This window comes from Homoserinimonas sp. A447 (genome assembly GCF_054489325.1).
The window spans coordinates 936,469-959,474 of the sequence record NZ_JBTMWW010000001.1 but is presented as its reverse complement, the minus strand read 5'-3'; the positions used below and the strand labels follow the sequence as shown (position 1 = coordinate 959,474).

The following is a 23,006-nucleotide window of genomic DNA, read 5'->3' as shown; positions in this document are numbered from 1 at the left end:
GGTAGCGGTCAGGACGTAGCGGTCTGGCCGCGGCGGGTGCGAAGCTGCTGAAGCGCTTCGTCGAGAAGGGCGACAGCCTCTTCTTCGCTCCGGCGCTCCTTGACGTACGCGAGATGAGTCTTGTACGGCTCGAGCTTGGCGATGAGCGGCGGGTTGGCCTTGTCGCGCCCGGCTGGTGTGCCGCAGTTCGGGCAGTCGATCGTGACCGGGATCTCGTCGGGATCGATCGTCGCCAGGAAGAACGGGCTCAGCTCGTGGCCGTTGCCGCACCAATAGTGAACCTGGATCCGTTCGGCGTGAAAGCCGCGATCCTGTTCGCCCATCGGGCCTGCCCCAACGCGGGAACCGCGAATAGCACTACCACCAGAAGCCATGAGTACTCCTAACCGACCGAATCGAACTTGGTGATGAGCCCCAGCACGACAATGCAGGCGACCCACACCAGTCCCAGGATCACGGTGAAACGATTGAGGTTCCGTTCGGCGACGCCGGAGGAACCGAGATTCGAGGTGACTCCGCCGCCGAACATGTCGGAGAGCCCACCACCGCGACCACGGTGCAGAAGGATGAGGAGGGTCAGCAGGAGACTCGTGATGCCGAGCACCACCTGCAGGACGACCTGGAGAATTTCCACAAAAAACCTTTCTACGAGCCGTTACCGGCCGTTGATCAGTATAACCGGGCTGCGGATGCTCGCCTCCCCGGGCGCTGGATCCTATGTTCCGACGTGGTGACGGAAGCGCGCAATGCTGGAGAACTCGGCGATGTCGAGGCTTGCACCACCGACCAGCGCGCCGTCGAGGTTCGGCTGGCGCATGAACCCGGCAATGTTGGCTGCTTTCACCGAGCCACCGTACAGGATGCGGGTTGCTGCTGCAGTGTCGGCGCCCAGGGATTCGGAGATCACCGCACGAAGAGCACCAGCAACCTGTTCGGCCTGCTCGGGTGTTGCGGCCTGCCCGGAGCCGATGGCCCAGACCGGTTCGTAGGCGACGACGATATCGGTGCCCGCTTCCAGTTCGGACAGGGCGACCGTCAACTGGGCAACCGGCACCGCACTCGGCCCATGCTCCTCAAGGTCTTCTGCCGACTCACCGACACAGATGACCGGGGTGAGCCCGACGCCGACGGCGGCCTTTGCTTTGGCAGCGACCTGCTCGTTGGACTCGTCGTGCAGCGTCCGACGCTCGGAGTGCCCGATGATCACGTACTCGCATTCCAGCGCTTTCAGGAACGCGGCGGAGATCTCACCGGTGTACGCCCCGGAGGCGTGTGCGGAGACATCCTGGCCACCGAACGTGATCGGCAGGCGATCGGCCGAGACCAGGGTCTGCACAGACCTCAGGTCGGTGAACGGCGGGAAGACCGCCACCTCGACCTGGCTGAAGTCGTGCCTGGCATCCTTCAGGCTCCAGGCGAGCTTCTGCACGAATGCGATGGACTGCAGGTGGTCGAGGTTCATCTTCCAGTTGCCGGCGATGAGCGGAACGCGCCCACCGCCTGTCGTGGTCATGCTTGCCAACCGAGAACCTCCAGTCCAGGGAGGCGCTTACCCTCGAGAAACTCGAGGCTGGCACCTCCGCCCGTCGAAATGTGGCCGAACTGGCCGTCGGTGAATCCGAGCGCACGTACCGCCGCAGCCGAGTCTCCCCCGCCGACGACTGACAAACCGTCCACCTCGGTGAGTGCGGCCGAGATGGCTTTCGTCCCGGCAGCGAACGCATCGAACTCGAAGACGCCCATCGGACCGTTCCAGAAGACCGTGGCAGAGGAGCGGATGGCTTCTGCGAAGCGGGCGGAGGTTTCCGGGCCGATGTCGAGACCCATGCCGGACTCACGCCATGGCGTCGACTCGAACGAGTCCGCAGCGGTGACCGCATGCTCAGCGTCAGCTCCGAACTTCGAGGCGACGACAACATCCGTCGGCACTTCGATCGTCACACCGAGGCGGTCGGCCTCAGCGAGGTAGCCGCGAACTGTCTCGATCTGGTCCTTCTCCAGCAGGCTGGCCCCGACCTGGTGGCCGAGGGCAGCCAGGAAGGTGAACATCATGCCGCCACCGATCAGCAGCGTGTCGACCTTCGGCAGGAGGTGGCCGATGACGCCGAGCTTGTCAGAGACCTTCGAACCGCCCAGCACCACCGTGTACGGCTTGGCCGGCCGTTCCGTCAGGCGGTCCAGGACATCCAGTTCGGTCGCGATCAGCAGGCCTGCGGCACTCGGCAGCAACTCGGCCAGGTCATACACGCTGGCCTGCTTGCGGTGGACGACGCCGAAGCCGTCAGAGACGAAGAGGTCGCCGAAGGAGGCGAGTTCCTCTGCGAATGCTCCGCGCGCGGTGTCATCCTTCGCGGTCTCCCCCGGGTTGAACCGGAGGTTCTCAAGCACAGCCACCTGGCCATCCTCGAGCTGGGAGACGGTGTCCCGCGCCGAGTCGCCCACGGTATCGCTGGCGAAGCGCACATTCGTGGCCAACAGCTCGCCGAGACGGGTTGCGACGCCGGAGAGGCTGTACTTCGCATCCGGCTTGCCCTCTGGACGGCCGAGGTGCGAAATCACCACCACCCGGGCGCCGGCGTCGATCAGCTCGCGCAGAGTGGGCACGGATGCCCGGATCCGGCCATCGTCCGTGATCTCGCCGTCACTCAGCGGAACGTTGAGGTCGCAGCGGACGATGACCGTCTTTCCGGTCAACGGGCCCAATGAACTGATCGTGCGAAGGGACATCTGCTGGAGGCGTTCGGCGTTAGAGACGCTCGGCGACGTACTCGGTCAGGTCGACCAGTCGGGTCGAGTAACCCCACTCGTTGTCGTACCAAGCCGACAGCTTGACCTGGTCGCCGATCACGCGGAGCAGCCCGGCATCGAAGATGGACGAGTGCGGGTCGCCCACGATGTCGCTGGAGACGAGCTCGTCCTCGGTGTACTTCAGAATGCCCTTGAGGTAGCCGTTCGCCGCATCGCGGTAGACCGCCTTGATCTCATCGGCCGACGCTGCGCGGCTCGCGGTCACGGTGAGGTCGGTGATGGACCCGGTCGGAACCGGCACCCGCAACGCGAAGCCGTCGAGCTTTCCGACGAGTTCAGGCATGACCAGGCCGATGGCCTTCGCGGCACCCGTCGAGGTCGGCACGATGTTGATCGCGGCCGCCCTGGCGCGGCGGAGGTCCTTGTGGGGACCATCCTGCAGGTTCTGGTCTGCCGTGTACGCGTGGATCGTGGTCATCAGCCCACGCTCGATCCCGAAATTGTCGTTGAACACCTTGGCCAGCGGGGCCAGGCAGTTCGTGGTGCACGACGCGTTGGAGATGATGTGGTGGTTCTCAGGGTCATACGACTCATGATTGACGCCCATGACGAACGTGGCGTCCTCACCCGACGCCGGTGCGGAGATGAGCACCTTCCTGGCGCCGGCGGCGATGTGCTTGCGTGCATCATCCGCCTTGGTGAAGAAGCCGGTGGACTCGATGACGATGTCGACACCCAGGTCGCCCCACGGCAGGTTGGCAGGGTCTCGGTCTTCCAGGACCTTGATCGGCTTGCCGTTGACGATGATCTGGTCGCCCTCAAGCTCAACGTCGGCGGCGAGCCGCCCAGTCACGGAGTCGTATTTCAGCAAGTGCGCGAGAGTCTTGTTATCGGTCAGGTCGTTGACCGCGACAATCTCCAGGTCGCTGCCCTTGGCCAGCGCTGCCCGGAAATAGTTGCGACCGATGCGGCCGAACCCGTTGATGCCGATCTTGACGCTCATGGGTACTCCTTGAATTCTTAGCGCCGACGGCGCGACTCTAAAGGGACTGGGCGACGTTGACCCCTATGACAATAACAGCAGCCCAGAGGTCTTCTCACGTGCCGCAGTGAAGCGATCCTGCACATTTGCCCAGTTGGCGATGTTCCAGAATGCCTTGACGTAATCGGCACGAACGTTGCGGTAGTCGAGGTAGTAGGCGTGCTCCCAGACGTCGAGCATCAGCAGCGGAATCGTCCCCGCGGCGAAGTTGCCCTGCTGGTCGAAGAACTGCTGGATGATGAGGCGCTGGCCGATCGAGTCCCAGGCGAGTACCGCCCAGCCGGAGCCCTGAACGCCCATGGCGGCGGCGGTGAAGTGTGCCTGGAACTTGTCGAACGTTCCAAAGTGGTCGTCGATCGCCGAGGAGAGGTCGCCGGTTGGCTTGTCGCCGCCATCCGGTGACATGTTGGTCCAGAAGACGGAGTGGTTCACGTGGCCGCCGAGGTTGAAGGCGAGGTCCTTCTCCAGCTTGTTGACGTTCGCCAGGTTGCCGCTGTCGCGTGCTTCAGCCAGCTGGGCGAGTGCAGTGTTGGCACCGGTGACGTAGGCCTGGTGGTGCTTGCTGTGGTGCAGCTCCATGATGGTGCCGCTGATGCTGGGTTCCAGAGCCGAGTAGTCGTACGGCAGTTCGGGAAGCGTGTAATCAGTCATTGAGATCTCCTTGCTTGAGTGGCCCCGGCGCGACTTAACGCGCGGATAACGGGGGTAACCCCAGTCTATGCATCCTCAAACTCGGGTGGCAGGTTCGCGTCGGTTCCCGGGATTCCGAGGTCCTCCGCGCGCTTGTCGGCCATCGCCAGCAGGCGGCGGATGCGACCGGCGACAGCATCCTTGGTCATCGGCGGCTCGGAGTGGTGTCCGAGCTCGTCCAGGCTGGCGTCACGGAATCGCAGTCGGAGCTCCCCCGCGTAGCGAAGATGGTCGGGCATCTCGCCGTCAAGGATCTCCAGCGCCCGCTCGACCCGCGCACAGGCGGCGACGGCCGCCTGGGCCGACCGGCGAAGGTTCGCGTCGTCAAAGTTGACCAGTCGATTGGCTGTCGCCCGCACCTCGCGGCGCTGTCGGAGCTCTTCCCAACTGAGCACGGTGGCGTTCGCCCCCATGTGCACGAGCATGGCGCTGATCGCTTCACCATCGCGGATCACCACGCGGTGAACGCCGCGCACCTCCCTGGCCTTGGCCGGCACCTTCAGCCGCCCGGCAGCACCCACCAGCGCCATGGCGGCCTCGTTGCCGGGGCAGGCGATCTCCAGGGCCGCTGACCGGCCGGGATCGGTGAGTGTCCCCTGGGCCAGGAAGGCCCCGCGCCAGACGGCGGCCAGTTCTTCCCTGGTCCCGGTGGTCAGGCGGTTCGGGAGCCCGCGGATGGGGCGGCGACGCGCATCCAGCAGGCCGGTCTGCCTGGCCAGCGTCTCCCCGCCTTCCACGACGCGAACGAGGTAGTGATTCGCTTTGCGGATGCCGGAGGCCGAGATGACGGACACATCACTGCGCACGCCGTAAATCTCGGCCAGGTCTTTGCGCACGCGCCGGGCGAGATGCACGCTGTCCAGTTCGGACTCGACCGCGATGCGGCCGGAGATGAGGTGCAGCCCTCCGGAGAACCGCAGGATGGTGGCCAGTTCGGCAGCCCTGACGGTTGTCTTGCTCACTTCGACGCGGGCGAGTTCGTCTTTGACGTCGGTGGTGAGAGCCAATCGGGGCCCCTTTCTGTGTGGTCGTGTCGTCGTTCTGGGAGGAGTGGGTGGCAGCGGCGGGGTGGAGCCGTTACTCGCGCCCCAGATCCCGGTGCCGAACGTTCACAGCTACCCCGGGCAGCGATCTTAGTCTTTTCGCCATCTCCTCGGCGACGGCGATGGAGCGGTGCTTGCCTCCGGTGCATCCGACAGCGAGGGTCACGTGGCGCTTGTTCTCGCGCTGGTAGCCGGCCAGTACCGGCTCCAGCGCCTTGGTGTAGCCGTCGATGAACTCCTCGGCACCCTCCTGGGCGAGCACATACTCGCTGACGACCTCGTCCTGGCCGTTGAACGGGCGGAGGTCGGGGTTCCAGAACGGGTTCGGCAGGAACCTCATGTCGGCGACCAGGTCGGCATCCGCCGGTAGCCCGTACTTGAACCCGAAGCTGAGCAGAGTGACCTGGACACCTGGAGTGTCGTCGTCTGCGAAGGTGTCGGCGATGCTGGTCGCCAATTGGTGGATGTTGAGATCGGAGGTGTCGATGATGATGTCGCTGGACTCCCGCAGCTCCAGTGTCATCGCCCGTTCGGCAGAGATGCCGTCGAGCAGTGTCCCATCGCCCTGCAGCGGATGAGGCCTGCGCACCTGCTCGAAGCGGCGGACGAGTGCTGCATCCGTGGCTTCCAGGAAGATCACCCGAACCGAGGTTCCCCCGCGAAGCGAGTCGATGATCTCGTGGAGGTCGGCGAAGAGCTTTCCGCCACGCACGTCGACGATGGCCGCGAGTTTCGGCAGGTTGCTTCCCGCACGGCCGGCGAGCTCCACCAGCGGTCGCAGCATTTGCGGGGGCAGGTTGTCGACGACGTACCAGCCCAGGTCTTCGAGGGCGTTGCCTACGGTCGACCTGCCTGCTCCGGACATACCCGTGACGATCAGCACTTCCTGCTGGACGGTGCCATCGGTCATCGTCTGTAGCCTCAAATCGTTGTTGATCGACGTTCCTCCAGCCTACCGATTTCGCGGCGCGACTCTGTCCGGGGGCTGTGTGGTCTGTTTCACTCGCGAAGCGAGCGATGGATCGTCTCCGCGGTGACCACCCCGATGCCCTTGACCTGGGAGATTTCGACGGCTGTCGCCGCGCGCAGCCTGGTGACGGAGCCGAAATGGCGCAGCAACTCTCGAACACGGCTCGGTCCGACACCCGGCACTTCGGAGAGCACGCTGGTGACATCTTTCTTGCGGCGTTGGCGTTGATAGGAGATGGCGAAGCGATGAGCCTCATCGCGGATGCGCTGGATCAGGAACATGGCATCGCTGTTTCGCGGAAGGATGACCGGGTAATCGGAGTCGGGCAGCCACACCTCTTCCAGTCGCTTGGCAATGCCGCACAGCTGGATGCCGGTGACACCGGAATCTCGCAGGGCGCGGGCGGCGGCCTGCACCTGCGGCTGGCCTCCGTCGACGATGAGCAGGTTGGGCCGATAGGCGAACTTCTTCTTTGCCGAGGCGGATTCTTCGTCTTCGCCTGGTTCTTCGCCCTGTTCCTGGACGGTTTCCGCCGTGGGATCGTTCATCCGCGCGAGTCGCCGCGACAACGTCTGGTAGATCGAGTCGGTGTCATCAGTGGAGGCGGGGATGCTGAACCGGCGGTACTGGTCTTTGCGGGCCAGCCCGTCTTCGAACACCACCATCGACGCCACGATGTTGGTGCCAGACAGGTGCGAGACGTCGAAGCACTCCATCCGCAGGGGTGCCTCCTCCATCCCGAGTGCTTCCTGAATGTCGGCCAGCGCCTGGGAGCGTGCCGTGAAGTCGCTGGTACGCCTGGTCTTGTAGAGCATGAGCGCGTTCCGGGCATTGGTTGCCACCGTCTCGGCCAGCGCTGCGACGTCTCCGCGCTGGGCGACCCGCAGTGAGATCCGCCCGGAGTTGCCTGTTCGTTCCCACTTGAGCGATGCGAGCCAATGTTCCAGCTCAGCTGCGTCCGAGGGCATCACGGGAACGACGACCTGCCGTGCGGGCACCTCATCGCCCTCATAGGCATTCCTCAGCACGGATTCGACCAGTTCGTCCAGGTCGACGTCGAGTTCCTTGTCGACCACCCAGCTGCGAACACCGCGGATGCGCCCGCCGCGTACCTTGAACAACTGGACGGCGGCCGCCAGCTCATCGTGGGCAATCCCGAAGAGGTCGGCATCGACGTTGTCGGCCAGCACGATCGTGTTCTTCGACAACACGGTCTCGAGTGCCGCCAGCTGGTCGCGGTAGCGCGCCGCATTCTCGTATTCCTGGGTCTCAGCCGCTTGTTTCATCCGCCTGCCCAATTCTGCGACATAACGGGTGTCCTGGCCGGCCATGAACGATGCGAAGTCCAGGGCGATCGACTTGTGGTCCTCTTTGGAGATGCGGCCGACGCACGGTGCAGCACACTTGCCGATGTCACCCAGCAGGCAGGGGCGGCCGGTCTGCTCCGCCCGTTTGTAGGTCGCATCCGAGCAGCTGCGCATCGGGAAGGCCTTGAGCATGAGGTCCACGGTTTCGCGGATCGCCCACACCTTGGTGTACGGGCCGAAGTACCTGGCGCCCGGCAATTTCTTGTTGCGGGTCACCAGGACGCGCGGAACGTCATCCGCCAGTGTGATCGCCAGGTACGGGTAGGACTTGTCGTCCTTGAACTGCACGTTGAACGGCGGGTTGAACTCCTTGATCCAGGTGAACTCCAGCTGGAGGGCCTCGAACTCGGTGCCGACCACCGTCCATTCGACCGAACTGGCCGTTGTCACCATCCGCCTGGTGCGTTCGTGAAGATTCTGCAGAGGGGCGAAGTAGTTGCTCAGGCGCGCCCGGAGGTTCTTGGCCTTGCCCACGTACAGCACGCGACGGTTGGAGTCCCGAAATCGGTACACGCCCGGTTTGGTGGGAATCTCACTCGCCTTCGGGCGATAACTGACGGTGTCGGCCATCGGTGCCTACTTGGCCGCCAGCACTTCTTTGAGGAAGGTGCCGGTGTGGCTCTTCTTGTTGCGCGCAACCTGCTCCGGCGTTCCAATGGCCACTACCTCACCACCGCCTGCTCCACCCTCCGGCCCCAGGTCGATGACCCAGTCTGCCGACTTGATCACGTCGAGGTTGTGCTCGATGACGATCACGGTGTTGCCCTTGTCGACCAGCCCGTTCAGCACCAGAAGGAGCTTCCGGACATCCTCGAAATGGAGGCCGGTGGTCGGCTCGTCGAGCACGTAGATGCTGCGGCCGTTCGACCGCTTCTGCAGTTCGGTCGCGAGCTTCACCCGCTGGGCCTCGCCGCCGGAGAGCGTCGTGGCGCTCTGGCCGAGGCGCACGTAACCGAGCCCGACGTCGACCAGGGTTTGCAGGTAGCGATGGATGGCGCTGATGGCCTGGAAGAACTCCGCTGCCTCAGTGATCGACATGTCGAGCACCTCGGCGATGTTCTTGCCCTTGTAATGCACCGCCAGCGTTTCGCGGTTGTAGCGCGCTCCCCCGCAGACTTCACAGGTGACGTAGACGTCCGGCAGGAAGTTCATCTCGATCTTGATGGTTCCGTCGCCGGAACAGTTCTCGCAGCGGCCGCCCTTGACGTTGAAGCTGAACCGGCCAGGGAGGTAGCCGCGGGACTTGGCCTCCATGGTCTCGGCGAACAGGTTGCGGATGCGATCGAAGACGCCGGTATAGGTCGCCGGGTTCGAGCGCGGGGTGCGGCCGATGGGCGCCTGGTCGACGTGGACGACCTTGTCGAGCTGGTCGAGCCCGGTGACCCTGCTGTGCTTGCCCGGGACCTGCCTGGCACCGTTGAGCTGGTTGGCGAGGACCTTGTAGAGGACGTCGTTGATCAGTGAGGACTTGCCTGAACCGCTGACCCCGGTCACCGCGGTCAGGGTACCGAGCGGGAAGCTGGCTGTCACGTTCTTCAGGTTGTTGGCGCGTGCGCCCTGCACGGTGACCTGGCGGCCCTTGTCCACTGGTCGCCGCGACCCCGGGGTTGCGATCGACAGCCGGCCGGAGAGGTAGTCGCCGGTGATGGATGCCGTGTTGGCCAGCAGTTCGTCGTAGGAACCCGAGTGCACGACCATGCCGCCGTGCTCACCGGCGCCCGGTCCGATGTCCACCACCCAGTCGGCGGTTCGAATGGTGTCTTCGTCGTGTTCGACGACGATGAGGGTATTGCCGAGGCCCTTGAGCTTGACCAGCGTCTCGATCAGCCGGCGGTTGTCCCGCTGGTGGAGGCCGATGCTCGGCTCATCGAGCACGTACAGCACGCCGGTGAGGCCGGAGCCGATCTGGGTGGCCAGGCGGATGCGCTGCGCCTCACCACCGGACAGCGTTCCGGCCGATCTCGCCAGGTTCAGGTAGTTCAGTCCGACCTCGAGCAGGAACTCCAGCCTCGCCCTGATCTCGCGAAGTACCGCCGCAGCGATCTGCTCCTCGCGGGCGGTCAGGGTCAGTTCTTCCATGAAGGTGAAGGCGTCGGTGAGACTGAGTTCACAGGCATCCGCAATGCTCTTGTCGTTGACCGTGACGGCAAGCACTTCTGGCTTCAGCCGCTTGCCATCGCAGACCTGGCACGGGATCTCTCGCAGGTAGCTGGCGTACCGCTGCCGGGCGGAATCACTCTCGGCCTCAAGGTACTTGCGCTCGATGTAGGGGATGACGCCTTCGAAACCGGTCGAGTATTTCATCTCCCGCCCGTAGCGGTTCTTCCACTTGACGGTGACCTGGAAGTTGTTGCCCTTCAGGATCGCTTCCTGGACATCCTCGGGCAGGTTGCCCCACGGCGTGGAGAGCGTGAAGCCGAGATCGCGTGACAGGCCCTCGAGGAGGCGCTGGAAGTAGTTGTACAGGCCCTTGCCGGATTGCGCCCACGGCAGGATGACACCCTCTGCGAGCGACAACTCCGGGTCGCCCAGCAGCAGGTCAGAGTCGACCGACATCCGGGTGCCGAGCCCGGAGCACTCCGGACATGCGCCGAACGGTGCGTTGAACGAAAACGTCCTGGGTTCGATCTCGGTCAGCTGGACGGGGTGACCGTTCGGGCACGACAGCTTCTCGGAGTAGCTGCGCCACGCGGCGTCGCCCTCCTCATCGATGAAGTTGATGGCAACCAGGCCATCCGTAAGGCGTAATGCCGTCTCGAGCGAGTCGGTGAGGCGGGTGAGTACGTCATCCGCTGCCACCAGGCGGTCGACGATGACCGAGATGTCGTGCTTGAGCTGCTTCTTGAGGATCGGCGGGTCGCTCAGCTGGATCGGCTTGCCGTCGACGATGGCGCGGGAGTACCCACTGGCCGCCAACTCCTTGAAGAGGTCGACGAACTCGCCTTTCTTCTGCGAGATCATCGGGCTGGCGATCTGGTACCGCGTTCCGGCCTCGAGGGTCATCAGCTGGTCGGCGATCTGTTGCACGGTCTGGCGCGAGATCCTCTCGCCGCATTCTGCGCAGTGCGGCACCCCGATGCGCGCCCAGAGCAGGCGCATGTAGTCGTAGATCTCGGTGATCGTCCCCACCGTGGAGCGTGGGTTGCGGTTGGTGGACTTCTGGTCGATCGAGACGGCGGGGCTCAGGCCCTCGATGAAGTCGACGTCCGGCCGGTCCACCTGGCCCAGGAACTGCCTGGCGTACGCGGAAAGTGATTCGACATAGCGTCGTTGCCCTTCCGCGAAAATGGTGTCGAAGGCGAGGGACGACTTGCCAGAGCCGGACAGGCCGGTGAAGACGACCAGCGAGTCGCGGGGTATTTCAAGGTCGACGTTGCGGAGGTTGTGGACTCTCGCACCGCGAACGCTGAGGCGCGCGTCGGAGTCAACGGGGGAAATGGTCACTGGATTCAGTCTACGTTCTCTTCGGCTGACAACTTCGGGTGCGGCGGCTTCGAACACATGTTCTATACTATCCGCTCAACGCAGCGAAACCGCCGCACGGCTGGGTCAGATGTGGCCAGCCGCCTCCATCTGGCGGAGTTCCTTCTTGAGATCGGAAACCTCGTCGCGCAGGCGGGCGGCCAACTCGAACTTGAGTTCGGCCGCTGCCGACAGCATCTGCTCGTTGAGGTCTCGGATGATCGTCTCCAGATCGTTGGCCCCGCTGGCGGCGAGGCCCTCGCGTCTCAGGTTCGGAGTGGGTGAGCGCCTCCGCCCGTCACGGTTGGACAGGAGTTCCTGGGTGTCCGCACCCTCGCGCGCGAGAACATCCGTGATGTCGGCGATTTTCTTGCGCAGCGGTGTCGGGTCGATCCCGTTGGCCAGGTTGTATGCGACCTGCTTCTCCCGTCGGCGGGTTGTCTCTTCGATGGCGATCTTCATCGAGTCGGTCAGCACGTCCGCGTACATGTGGACGGCTCCGGAGACGTTGCGTGCGGCGCGGCCGATCGTCTGGATGAGAGACGTCGATGAGCGGAGGAAACCCTCCTTGTCGGCGTCGAGGATGGCCACCAGCGACACTTCGGGAAGGTCGAGGCCCTCCCGAAGCAGGTTGATGCCGACCAGGACGTCGTAGACGCCCTGCCGGAGCTCGGTGAGCAGCTCAACCCGGCGCAGGGTGTCGACATCCGAGTGGAGGTAGCGAACCCGAATGCCGGCCTCCCCCAGGAACTCGGTGAGTTCCTCCGCCATCTTCTTGGTCAGGGTCGTCACCAGCACGCGCTCGTCGCGTTCGGTTCGCGTGCGGATCTCCTCGAGCAGGTCGTCGATCTGGCCCTTGCTGGGCTTGACGACGATCTGTGGGTCGACCAGGCCGGTTGGGCGGATGATCTGCTCGACCACACTGTCAGTGATGCCCATTTCGTAGCGGCCGGGTGTTGCGGACAGGTAGACCTTCTGCCCCACCCGGTCGAGGAACTCCGAGAACTTGAGCGGCCGGTTGTCGAGGGCACTGGGCAGGCGGAATCCGTGCTCGACCAGAGTGCGCTTGCGGGAGGCGTCGCCCTCGTACATGGCGCCGATCTGCGGCACCGTGACGTGCGACTCGTCGATCACCACCAGGAAGTCCTCGGGGAAGTAATCGATGAGGCAGTGCGGGGCCTCCCCCGGCGCTCGCCCATCGATGTGCCGCGAATAGTTCTCGATGCCGCTGCAGAAACCGATCTGCTCCATCATCTCCAGGTCGAAGGTGGTGCGCATCCGCAATCGCTGAGCCTCCAGCAGCTTGCCGTCGCGTTCCAGCTCGCCGAGGCGCTCCGCCAGCTCCTCCTTGATGGTGCCGATCGCGCGGTGCATCGAGTCAGGGCTGGCGACGTAGTGCGAGCCGGGGAACACGGAGACGGCATCCAGCTTCCTCACGACATCGCCGGTGAGCGGATGCAGGCTGTACAGCGCCTCGACCTCGTCGCCGAACATTTCGATGCGGATGGCGAGTTCCTCGTACATCGGGATGATCTCGATGGTGTCGCCTCGCACCCGGAAATTCCCGCGGGAGAAGTCGACATCGTTGCGCTGGTACTGCATGGAGACGAACTTGCGGATGAGCGCCTCGCGATTGATGCGCATGCCGACCTGAAGCGCCATCATGGCGTCCAGGTATTGTTCAGAGCTACCGAGGCCGTAGATGCACGACACCGTGGACACCACGATGACGTCACGCCGGCTGAGGAGGGAGTTCGTGGTCGAGTGCCGCAGGCGCTCCACCTCGGCGTTGATCGAGCTGTCCTTCTCGATGAAGGTGTCCGTCTGGGGTACGTAGGCCTCGGGCTGGTAGTAGTCGTAGTACGAGACGAAGTACTCGACGGCGTTATTCGGCATGAGTTCGCGGAACTCGTTCGCGAGTTGTGCGGCGAGGGTCTTGTTGTGGGCCATCACCAGGGTGGGGCGTTGCACCTGCTCGATGAGCCAGGCGGTGGTCGCCGACTTGCCCGTTCCGGTTGCGCCGAGCAGTACGACATCCGTCTCCCCGGCGTTGATCCTGGCTGCGAGTTCGGCGATAGCGGCCGGCTGGTCGCCGGACGGAATGTACTCGCTGATGACCTCGAACGGGCGCACGGCTCTGGTCGGTTGCATTACTTCAGTTTAGGCAGCACCGCTGACAAAGCCGTCGACCAGGGTGGACGGCCGCTCAGCGAGCAAGGGCGGTTCGGCGGGCACGTTCGAACAGGGCATCCGCCTGTGCCAGCGTCTCGTCCAGGGTGCCGTTGCTGTCGATGACGACATCGGCGATGGCGAGACGGTCCGTGTCGGTTGCCTGGGAGTTCAGCCGGTGCTTTGCCTCATCGCGGCTCAGTCCGCGAAGCGTCACCAGTCGTTCGAGTCGGGTATCGATGTCGGCATGGACCACGACGATGAGGTCGAAGGGGTGCGCCTTGTCGACGGAGGCCTCGACCAGGAGTGGAACGTCGTAGACGACGATCGCTTCCGAATCGGCTTCGCCCGCTTCTGCGATCAGCTTGCCGGCGAGTTCCCTGACGGCCGGGTGGGTGATGGCGTTGAGTTTCGCGAGACGCTCCGGGTCGCCGAACACGAGCGAGCCGAGCGCGGCGCGATCCAGCGAGCCGTCGGATGCGATCACCTCGGAGCCGAACTCCGCAGCAATCCGGGCCAGCGCCGGCTTCCCTGGTTCGACAACCTGCCTGGCCAGCTGATCTGCGTCGATGTGGATGGCGCCATGCTCGGCAAGCCGATTGGCGACAACGGTCTTGCCTGAGGCGATACCGCCGGTCAAACCAATCAGATACACGCCGCCCATGCTACTGTCACGCTGAGCAGGAGGTCGACTGGCATGCTTGAGTTCCTGACCGGAGCGGGTCTGGCACTTGCTGCCGGCGTCAACGCGTACATTCCGCTGCTCGCCATCGGGTTGGCGAGCCGGTTCCTGGAGTTCGTCCAACTGCCGGATGCCTGGCAATGGCTGGAGAACGAATGGGTTCTCGGTATCCTGGTCGCGCTGCTGGTGATCGAGTTCTTTGCCGACAAGATACCCATAGTCGACAGCGTGAACGACTGGGTGCAGACGGTGATTCGCCCCGCTGCGGGAGGTCTCGCCTTCGGATCCGGCTCCACCACTGAGACGCTGACGGTTCAGGATCCTGCCGCATTCTTCGAATCGAACCAGTGGGTACCGATCGCCGTCGGGGCGCTGCTCGCGCTCGCGGTCCACGTGGTGAAGATGATTTCGCGCCCGGTGTTGAACGCCGTAACGGCCGGCGCAGCGGCACCAGTCGTGAGTATCGCGGAGGACATCGGCAGCCTGTTCGTCTCAGCCCTGGCCATCCTGCTGCCTATCCTGGTCATCGTTTCTGTTCCGCTGCTCGCCTGGTGGGCGTGGACGGCAGTGTCGCGTGCCCGAAAGCGCGCATACAGGAGTTAACGAAGAAGCGGCCGGACCCCGGGGTCCGACCGCTTCCTGATGAACTGTTGCTAGCTGCTACTCGTTGCCACCGGAGAGCTTCTCGCGGAGTGCGGCAAGCGCCTCGTCGTCTGCGAGGGTGCCGACGCCGGCAGAGTCACTGGAGAACGATGAGCCGGATGCGGCCGGAACGTCCTCGATGACCTGCGTCGCTGCTGCGGCGACCTGCTTCTTGTGGGCTTCCCAGCGGCCCTGGGCTGCAGCGTAGTCCTGCTCCCACTTCTCGCGCTGGGTCTCGAAGCCCTCTTTCCACTCGTTGGTCTCCGGGTCGAAGCCGTCCGGGTACTTGTAGTTACCCTGCTCGTCGTACTCGGTGAGCATGCCGTACAGCGCCGGGTCGAACTCGGTGCCCTCGGGGTCGACACCCTCGTTGGCCTGCTTGAGGCTCAGCGAGATGCGGCGACGCTCCAGGTCGATGTCGATGACCTTGACGAACACCTCGTCGCCGACCGAGACAACCTGCTCCGCCAGTTCGACGTGCTTGCCCGACAGCTCGGAGATGTGAACCAGGCCCTCGATGCCCTCTGCAACGCGAACGAACGCGCCGAAGGGGACCAGCTTGGTGACCTTGCCGGGTGCAACCTGGCCGATGGCGTGGGTGCGGGCGAAGACCTGCCACGGGTCTTCCTGCGTCGCCTTGAGCGACAGGGAGACACGCTCGCGCTCGAGGTCCACTTCGAGGATCTCGACGGTGACCTCCTGGCCAACCTCGACAACCTCCGACGCGTGCTCGATGTGCTTCCAGCTGAGCTCGGAGACGTGAACGAGGCCGTCCACTCCACCGAGGTCGACGAACGCACCGAAGTTGACGATCGACGAAACGACACCCTTGCGAACCTGGCCCTTGGCGAGGTTGTTGAGGAAGGTCGTGCGGCTCTCGGACTGGGTCTGCTCGAGCAGGGCACGGCGCGACAACACGACGTTGTTGCGGTTCTTGTCCAGCTCGAGGATCTTCGCCTCGATCTCCTGGCCGAGGTACGGGGTCAGGTCGCGAACGCGGCGAAGCTCGATGAGCGATGCCGGCAGGAAGCCACGGAGGCCGATGTCGACGATGAGGCCGCCCTTGACGACCTCGATGACCGTTCCGGTGACAACACCATCGTCGGTCTTGATCTTCTCGACGTCGCCCCAGGCACGCTCGTACTGTGCGCGCTTCTTGGACAGGATCAGGCGGCCTTCTTTGTCTTCCTTCTGGAGGACGAGGGCTTCGACGGAATCTCCGACCTGCACCACTTCGGTGGGGTCGACATCGTGCTTGATGGAGAGCTCGCGGGAGGGGATGACACCCTCGGTCTTGTAGCCGACGTCGAGGAGGACCTCGTCCCGGTCGATCTTGACGACGATGCCCTCGATGAGGTCTCCGTCGTTGAAAAACTTCAGCGTCTTTTCGACCGCGGCCAGAAAATCTTCAGCAGATCCAATGTCATTGATGGCGACCTGCTTGGGTGCCTTGGTCGTTACGGTTGTCATGTAGTTGTTGCTCCAGGATGGACATGAATTGGGCCACGGACGAGGTCGTGCTCTTGGTTTTGTGTCCCCGACTTCGATGAGTTGCGGGGATGTCTCGCCATGGCAGGCGGATGAATCTTCGCAGAATGCGACTCTCAAGCTTAGCTCACCCCCATTAACAAGGGCAAATGACGCGTTGTGGGGCTAATGCCGTCGCAGGATGTCGGCAAGCGCCGGTTCCAACTCGGGGAACCGGAACTCGTACCCGGCTTCCTGAAGGCGCTGCGGCAAGACCCACCGGCTCTTCAGGATCAGCTCGGTCTCGGTGCGAATGGCGATCGACCCGAGCTCGAGCATCCAGCGGAACGCCGGAAGTCCGGCCGGTACTCGCAGTACCCTGCGCAGCGTCGCCATCAGGGTGCGGTTGTCTGAGGGGTTCGGGGCAGCGACGTTGACCACCCCGCTGAGGTCGTCTCGCTCCATCAGGAATCGGATGCTGCCCAGCACGTCATCGAGGTGCACCCAGCTGAACTTCTGGCGCCCTCCTGGCGTGCGGAACTCATGGAACGTGCCCTCTCGACGTCCCTCAGCGGTCGAGAACCAATGGCCGTCGAGCTGCGGACCGCCGAGCCCGAACCTGGCAAGCCTGGCCAGCGGGAGCAATGCGCTTCCATCACCGAGCACGATCGCCATACGCAGGGCAACGCGGCGGGTATCCGAGAGTTCAGCGTCGAAGAACTCCTTCTCCCAGGCGGTGGCGACGTTCACCGAGAAGCCGCGACCGATGTCTCCGCGCGCTTCGGTCATCGGCCGGTCATCCGCATGGCGGTAGATGGTGGCGGTCGACGAGTTCACCCACAGCGCGGGCGGATGCTCGCAGTCGGCGACAGCGCGCGCCAGCTCCCGAGTGGTCTCCACCCGTGATCGTAGGATCTCGGCACGGTTGGCGGAGTTGTACCGGCAGTTGACGCTCTTGCCGGCAAGGTTGATCAGCAGGTCTGAGCCGTCGAGCAGGTCGGTGATGGCCGCGGTGCTCCCCCAGCGGGCATCCGGCCCATTCCTGCCGATGAAGGCGACGTTGTCGCCGTCCGCGCGGAATGCCTCCGCCAGGTACTGTCCGATGAATCCGGATCCACCGGCGATCACGATTCGCTTGTTCATGCTGTGCCCCCTTCGCTCGGCCTGAGCTCGTAGTCGAACGAGCCGGCATACTCGTAGATTCGGCCGAGAAACGGCGCAGCCGTGACGACCTCGACCTGCTGCCGGCCGGACTCATCATCGAAGCGTTCGGTCAGTGTCACTGTCGGGCTGATCCAGCGCGGCACCGTGACCCAGGTGGTGCGGATGCGCACCGCCAGACTGGTCATGGACAGTTGGAGGGTACCGGCGCTGACTGACGCGGCGAAGCGTCCGCGATACCGGCGATTATTGCCGAGGTAGTCGACCAGGTCGGTGCCTTCCGTTGTGATGGCGTCGACCATGTGCCGGTCCCCACCGCGAAGCTTGAAGGTGCGCGTTGCGACGACAGCGGCGTTCCCGTTGGCCTCCAGGGTGGGGACATTGACCACAGTGAACGGCACGCCCCGTTCCCAGACCGGGAAGAGCACGCCCTGGCGCGCGAGTACCCTCAGGACCGGCCACAGCCACCGGCGCGGGGTTCCCACTGTCGCGAAGGTTCCTTCCCCGGCTCCGTGGTGACCGCCGGGGATGCCGCGGAAATACGCCTGCAATCGCGGATGCAAGAGCAAAATCCGTTCGCCGAGTGCCAGTTCATAAGGCGATTCGGCTTCGTACGGCGATTCGGCGCCGAGCACTATGTGAGCAATGCGGAGCGGAGCGTGTCCAGCCCGACACCGCCGAGGGCCAGTGCCTCGCGGTGGAACTCCTTGATGTCGAAGGACTTCTTGTCGCGCGCTTTCCGCTCGTCGCGCAATTGCTCCCAGATTCGCTGCCCCACCTTGTACGACGGGGCCTGGCCCGGCCAGCCGAAGTACCGGTTCACCTCGAACCGGGTGGTCGCATCCGTCTCGTGATAGTTGGAGCGGAAGAAGGCGAGCGCGTAATCGAAGTCCCACTCCCCTGTGCCGTCGAGGCTGCGCTTGCCGAGGTGCACGCCGAGGTCGAGGACGACGCGCGCGGCGCGCATCCGCTGGGCGTCCAGCATGCCGAGGCGGGTTCCCGGGTCGTCGAGGTAGCCGAGCTCCTGCATGAGGCGCTCTGCGTAGAGCGCCCAGCCCTCGGCGTGACCCGACGTGCCGGCGAGCTGGCGGCGCCAGGTGTTCAGCTGACCGCGGTTGACCACGGCCTGTCCGATCTGCAGATGGTGGCCTGGGACACCCTCGTGGTAGACGGTTGTCGTCTCGCGCCAGGTGGAGAACTCGGTCTCACCAACGGGAACCGACCACCACATCCGGCCCGGCCGGGAGAAGTCATCGGACGGCCCGGTGTAGTAAATGCCGCCGTCCTGGGTGGGTGCGATCATGCACTCGAGGCGCTTGATCTCCTCCGGAATCTCGAAGTGGGTACGGGAGAGCTCCTCCACCGCGGTGTCGCTGAGCTGTTGCATCCAGCGTTGGAGCGCGTCGGTGCCGTGAAGCTTGTTCGACGGGTCGGCGTCGAGGATGCTGATCGCCTCCTCGACTGAGGCGCCCTGGCGGATCTCGTGAGCGATTGAAATCTGTTCGGCGGTCATCCGCGCGAGTTCGTCTATCCCCCACTCGTACGTCTCGTCGAGGTCGATGGCGGTGCCCAGGAACGCACGGGAGTGCAGGGCGTAGATGTCCCGTCCGACGGCGTCCGTCTCGGTGGCCGCCGCGTCCAGCTCACCGGCGAGGAAGTCGGTCAACCGCTGGTACGCCGACGACGACGCTGTGGCACCACGCCCCAGGTCGGAGCGCAGCGAATCCGGAACGCTTTCAGGTGCGGAGTCAATGAACTTGGGGAAGAACCCTTCGGGCGATGCGTGCCGGGTGGTCTGCTCGATCACCGCGCGGACCTGGCGGCGTGCCGGCACCACGCCGTCGGCGATGCCCTGCCGAAGCGTCTCGATGTACTGCTCGATGGCAGTGGGAAGGGTGTTCAGGCGACCCGAGATGTCGGTCCAGTCCTCGACAGTCTCGTTGGGCATGAGGTCGAAGACTTCGCGAATCTCCTGGGCGGGGGAAGCCAGGACGTTGAGGTCCCTGAGGTGCAGCTTGGCCGCGTGGAACTCGTCGGCGAGCTTCAGCTCCGCCATGAGGTCGGTCTTGGTCACCTCATCGACGCTGTCGACTGGTTCGACGGCCTTCAGCCTGCGTTCGACCTTCTTGCGGGCATCCGCGAAGGCCTGGTGGCCCGCTGGTGAATAGTCGCCGTACTCGCCGAGCTTTCCCGGTACTCCGATGTAGGTGGCGATGGTCGGGTCAAGCTCGGTCATGGTGAGGACCCAGCCCTCAGCGATGGCATCGATCTTGGTCGGTGTCCTGGGCTCTGTCATGCCGCAAGCCTATTGTTCTGGGTGTTGAGAGGCCTAATGCGCTGCGGCGTCCCAATTTGCGCCGGTGCCGATCTGCACGTCGAGCGGCACCTTCAGTTGCGTCGCAGAGCCCATCTGGGTCGTGACGATCTCGGCGAGCGAGTCCAGTTCTCCTGGTGCTACTTCGAAGACCAGTTCGTCGTGAACTTGCAACAGCATGCGACTGCTCATCCCCTGACCGCGCAGCTCCTCGGCAACGCCGAGCATGGCTAGTTTCATGATGTCTGCGGCCGAACCCTGGATCGGGGCGTTCAACGCGGCCCGCTCCGCGTTCTCGCGGAGTACCCGGTTCGAGGAGCTCAGGTCGCCGAATGGGCGGCGTCGTCCGAAGATCGTCTCGGTGTAGCCGTCTTCCCGCGCCTGGACGACGACCCCGCGCAGGTAGTCGCGCACCGCCCCAAAACGTTCGAAGTAGTCAGCCATGAGTTGCTTCGCCTCCGCGGTATCGATGCGGAGTTGCTTGGAGAGGCCGAATGCGCTGAGGCCGTAGGCGAGACCGTACGACATGGCCTTCACCTTGGTGCGCATGATCGGAGTGACGTCGGCCGGATCGACGTGGAAAATGCGTGAGCCGACGAAGCGGTGCAGGTCCTCACCGGAGTTGAATGCCTCGATCAGCCCGGCATCGCCGGAGAGGTGCGCCATGATCCGCATCTCGATCTGCGAGTAGTCGGCGGTCAGCAGCGTCTCGAACCCGGCACCGTACTCGAAGGCGGTGCGGATCTCGCGGCCCACCTCAGTCTTCACTGGGAGGTTCTGCAGGTTCGGGTCGTTCGAGGAGATTCGGCCGGTGCTTGTGCCGGTCTGGTCGTAGGTGGTGTGGATGCGCGCATCCGCCCCGATGCTCTTCTCCAGGGTCTCAATGATCTGCTTGAGCTTGGTGGCGTCACGGTGTTGCAGCAGCAGACCGAGGAACGGATGCGGCGACTTCTCCTGCAAGTCGGCCAGCGAGGCCGCGTCGGTCGAGTACCCCGTCTTGTTGGCCCGGGTCTTCGGCATTCCGAGTTCTTCGAACAGCACCTGCTGCAATTGTTTCGGCGAGCCGAGGTTCACCTCACGCCCGATTTCGGCGAAGGCGCGAGAGGCGAGGTCTGCGGCAGTTTCCGTCAGCCGACCGCCCAGCTCGGAGAGCACACCGGCGTTGGCGGTGACCCCGGTCAGCTCCATATCGGCCAGAACCCGCACGATCGGAAGCTCGATGTCATCGAGTACCTTGCGTGATCCGGCGTCAAGCTGTTCGGCGAGCTGGTTCGCAAGACGGAGCACGTACCAGGCTTCCGTCGCCGGGCTGAGGGACTCGACCTCCGGGACCAGCTGGTTGGGGTCGGCGATGGCGATGGTTTCGCCCAGGTGGCTGTAAACCTGGCCCGCGAGGTCTTCGGACCTGCCACCGGGTTTCAGCAACCAGGAGGCAAGGCTGGTGTCGAAGCGGATGCCGCCCACGGCCAGTCCTGCGGTCAGCAGCACCTTCAGCTGCTTCTTCGAATCGAGCAGGTACTTCGGGGACTCCCCCGCAAGCCATTCCTCCAGCGCGACGTAGTCGTGGCGTCCGGCCGCCCACGGAACGTAGGCGGAATCATCGAGGGAAGCGATCCCAAAACCGGTCACGCCCTCCGGGCCCACCTCCAGCTGCAGCCCTAGCGGCTGGGTGCCATCCCTGGACGCTCGCGCCAGCCATTGGCCCAGTTCCTCGTCGATGAGTGTTCGAATCACCGGCGGGGTCGTTTCCGCGGTCGACTCGACGATCGGCGCTGGCGTGCCCACGGCATCCGTCACCCCTTCTTCGGCGGCGATCTTCATCACGCGTTCGAGGAGTGTCTTGAACTGCAGCCGGTCGAAGATCGCCCGCACCGCTGTCGGGTTGATGGGTTGCCGCTCCAGGTCTGAAGGTCCGACCGGCAGTTCCACGTCGGTGACCAGGCGGTTGAGCTTACGGTTGCGGATCGCGTTGTCCTTCTGCTCCCGCAGTTTCTCGCCGACGACGCCCTTGATCTGATCAGCATGGGCGAGGATCTCATCGAGGCTCCCGAACTGGTTGATCCACTTGACGGCGGTCTTCTCCCCCACCTTGTCGATGCCGATCAGGTTGTCACTGGTCTCACCGACGAGCGCGGCGACATCCGGGTACTGCTCAGGGCGGATGCCATAGCGTTCGATGACCGCAGCGGTGTCGTAGCGTTTCAGCTCGGAGACGCCGCGGGCGTTCGGGTAGAGCAGCGTCACGTCGTCGTTGACGAGCTGGATGCTGTCTCGGTCACCACTGACAACGAGCACCCGGTAGCCCTCCTGAGCGCCGCGCATGGCGAGCGTTGCCAGGATGTCATCCGCTTCGTAGTCCTCCTTGGTGATGGTGGCGATGTTCATCGCCGCCAACGCCTCCTCGAGCAGCGGAACCTGGCCGATGAACTCCGGCGGGGTGTCGCCGCGGGTGCCCTTGTACTCCGGGTACTCCCTGGTGCGGAACGAGTAACGGGAGATGTCGAAAGCCACGGCGAGGTGGGTCGGCTTCTCTTTCTGCAGCAGCAGGATCAGCATCGAGATGAAGCCGTGGATGGCGTTGGTGTGCTGGCCTTCTCGGTTGACGAAACTGTCCACCGGGAGGGCGTAGAACGCCCGGAACGCCAGCGAATGACCGTCAATAATCAGGAGGGTAGGCTTTTCGTTGTCCGACACCCAGCCAGCCTAGTGGCGGCCGGTGACAGCCAGAATGCCCCCAGAATGTAGAGGCCAGATGACGAAGTTGCCCGACCACCTTCCACCGGAACTGGCCGAGATCCTTCGCACCACCGGGGGCGGCGAGCTGAGCGTCAAGATGGGCATCGAGTTCCTGGAACTGTCAGCCGAACACTCTGTCGCGCGGATGCCCGTTGACGGGAACCGCCAGGTGGTGGGCCTGTTGCACGGTGGAGCGCACCTGGTGCTGGGCGAGTCGCTGGGGTCGATCTCGTCGGCGATTCACGCGGGCGCGGGACGGGTCGCTCTGGGGATCGAGATCAGCGCGAGCCACAGTCGGGCGATCACCGAGGGTTACGTGATTGCCACGTGCCATGCGATCAGCCTGGGGCGCACGCTTGCGACCCACGAGATTGTCGTGCGCGATGAGGCCGGCAATCGGCTGTCGACAGTGCGGATGACGAACTTCCTGAAGGACGCCGGCCCCGCCGCTTGAGCTGGCGACCAGGCTCGTGATTCCAGCTGCGCGCCCTTTCAGTGCAACGCTGCGGCATC

The 23,006-nt window shown here is 64.3% G+C and carries 19 protein-coding genes; 2 read left to right on the top strand and 17 right to left on the bottom strand.

Annotated features, from left to right (window positions below; translation table 11 throughout):
• Positions 1 to 8 precede the first annotated feature (8 nt).
• The 12 genes from ACX3O0_RS04640 to coaE all read right to left on the bottom strand — a co-directional run bounded on the left by ACX3O0_RS04640 (position 9) and on the right by coaE (position 14,146).
• Positions 9 to 374: an RNA polymerase-binding protein RbpA gene (locus ACX3O0_RS04640; protein WP_459093406.1), complete on the bottom strand. Its 366-nt coding sequence runs from the start codon at positions 372 to 374 to the stop codon at positions 9 to 11.
• 8 nt (positions 375 to 382) lie between these two features.
• A complete protein-coding gene (gene secG, locus ACX3O0_RS04635) occupies positions 383 to 634 on the bottom strand; it encodes a preprotein translocase subunit SecG (RefSeq protein ID WP_459093405.1) in 252 nt (83 codons plus the stop codon).
• 81 nt (positions 635 to 715) lie between these two features.
• Positions 716 to 1,513, bottom strand: a complete 798-nt coding sequence (gene tpiA, locus ACX3O0_RS04630) for a triose-phosphate isomerase (RefSeq protein ID WP_459093404.1) — start codon at positions 1,511 to 1,513, stop codon at positions 716 to 718.
• The gene (locus tag ACX3O0_RS04625; protein ID WP_459106935.1) at positions 1,510 to 2,727 is read right to left on the bottom strand and encodes a phosphoglycerate kinase; all 1,218 of its coding nucleotides are present in this window, start codon (positions 2,725 to 2,727) and stop codon (positions 1,510 to 1,512) included. The genes tpiA and ACX3O0_RS04625 overlap by 4 nt, the downstream gene beginning before the upstream one ends.
• Before the next feature lie 19 nt (positions 2,728 to 2,746).
• The gene (gene gap, locus ACX3O0_RS04620; protein WP_459093402.1) at positions 2,747 to 3,751 is read right to left on the bottom strand and encodes a type I glyceraldehyde-3-phosphate dehydrogenase; all 1,005 of its coding nucleotides are present in this window, start codon (positions 3,749 to 3,751) and stop codon (positions 2,747 to 2,749) included.
• Between the two features lie 63 nt (positions 3,752 to 3,814).
• Complete coding sequence (locus ACX3O0_RS04615) at positions 3,815 to 4,441, bottom strand: superoxide dismutase (RefSeq protein WP_459093401.1); 627 nt, start codon at positions 4,439 to 4,441, stop codon at positions 3,815 to 3,817.
• Positions 4,442 to 4,506: 65 nt separating this feature from the next.
• A complete protein-coding gene (gene whiA / locus ACX3O0_RS04610; protein ID WP_459093400.1) occupies positions 4,507 to 5,487 on the bottom strand; it encodes a DNA-binding protein WhiA in 981 nt (326 codons plus the stop codon).
• 70 nt (positions 5,488 to 5,557) lie between these two features.
• On the bottom strand, positions 5,558 to 6,433 hold the full coding sequence (rapZ, locus tag ACX3O0_RS04605) for an RNase adapter RapZ (RefSeq protein ID WP_459106934.1): 876 nt from the start codon (positions 6,431 to 6,433) through the stop codon (positions 5,558 to 5,560).
• 89 nt (positions 6,434 to 6,522) lie between these two features.
• On the bottom strand, positions 6,523 to 8,430 hold the full coding sequence (gene uvrC / locus ACX3O0_RS04600) for an excinuclease ABC subunit UvrC (RefSeq protein ID WP_459106933.1): 1,908 nt from the start codon (positions 8,428 to 8,430) through the stop codon (positions 6,523 to 6,525).
• 6 nt (positions 8,431 to 8,436) lie between these two features.
• Entirely contained in the window at positions 8,437 to 11,304 is a 2,868-nt protein-coding gene (gene uvrA / locus ACX3O0_RS04595; RefSeq protein ID WP_459106932.1) for an excinuclease ABC subunit UvrA, read from the bottom strand.
• Positions 11,305 to 11,409: 105 nt separating this feature from the next.
• A complete protein-coding gene (uvrB, locus tag ACX3O0_RS04590; RefSeq protein WP_459093396.1) occupies positions 11,410 to 13,473 on the bottom strand; it encodes an excinuclease ABC subunit UvrB in 2,064 nt (687 codons plus the stop codon).
• A 55-nt stretch (positions 13,474 to 13,528) separates the two neighbouring features.
• Positions 13,529 to 14,146, bottom strand: coding sequence for a dephospho-CoA kinase (coaE, locus tag ACX3O0_RS04585; RefSeq protein ID WP_459106931.1), 618 nt, complete (start codon positions 14,144 to 14,146; stop codon positions 13,529 to 13,531).
• A 42-nt stretch (positions 14,147 to 14,188) separates the two neighbouring features.
• Here coaE and ACX3O0_RS04580 point away from each other — a divergent pair, with 42 nt between their 5' ends.
• Positions 14,189 to 14,776, top strand: coding sequence for a DUF4126 domain-containing protein (locus ACX3O0_RS04580; protein WP_459106930.1), 588 nt, complete (start codon positions 14,189 to 14,191; stop codon positions 14,774 to 14,776).
• A gap of 57 nt (positions 14,777 to 14,833) precedes the next feature.
• Here the strand turns inward: ACX3O0_RS04580 and rpsA are convergent, their stop codons facing one another.
• From rpsA to polA, 5 genes are all read right to left on the bottom strand, one after another.
• Entirely contained in the window at positions 14,834 to 16,285 is a 1,452-nt protein-coding gene (gene rpsA, locus ACX3O0_RS04575) for a 30S ribosomal protein S1 (protein ID WP_459093393.1), read from the bottom strand.
• A 183-nt stretch (positions 16,286 to 16,468) separates the two neighbouring features.
• Positions 16,469 to 17,425 (bottom strand): epimerase, encoded by a 957-nt coding sequence (locus ACX3O0_RS04570; RefSeq protein WP_459106929.1) that lies wholly within the window; start codon positions 17,423 to 17,425, stop codon positions 16,469 to 16,471.
• Positions 17,422 to 18,078, bottom strand: a complete 657-nt coding sequence (locus tag ACX3O0_RS04565; protein WP_459106928.1) for a DUF4166 domain-containing protein — start codon at positions 18,076 to 18,078, stop codon at positions 17,422 to 17,424. Before ACX3O0_RS04565 ends, ACX3O0_RS04570 begins: the two co-directional genes overlap by 4 nt.
• Positions 18,078 to 19,739, bottom strand: coding sequence for a DUF885 domain-containing protein (locus ACX3O0_RS04560; protein ID WP_459106927.1), 1,662 nt, complete (start codon positions 19,737 to 19,739; stop codon positions 18,078 to 18,080). The genes ACX3O0_RS04565 and ACX3O0_RS04560 overlap by 1 nt, the downstream gene beginning before the upstream one ends.
• A gap of 33 nt (positions 19,740 to 19,772) precedes the next feature.
• Positions 19,773 to 22,451, bottom strand: coding sequence for a DNA polymerase I (polA, locus tag ACX3O0_RS04555; protein ID WP_459106926.1), 2,679 nt, complete (start codon positions 22,449 to 22,451; stop codon positions 19,773 to 19,775).
• Positions 22,452 to 22,509: 58 nt separating this feature from the next.
• Between polA and ACX3O0_RS04550 the strand changes: the two genes are divergently transcribed.
• Complete coding sequence (locus ACX3O0_RS04550; protein WP_459106925.1) at positions 22,510 to 22,947, top strand: PaaI family thioesterase; 438 nt, start codon at positions 22,510 to 22,512, stop codon at positions 22,945 to 22,947.
• Positions 22,948 to 23,006 lie beyond the last annotated feature (59 nt).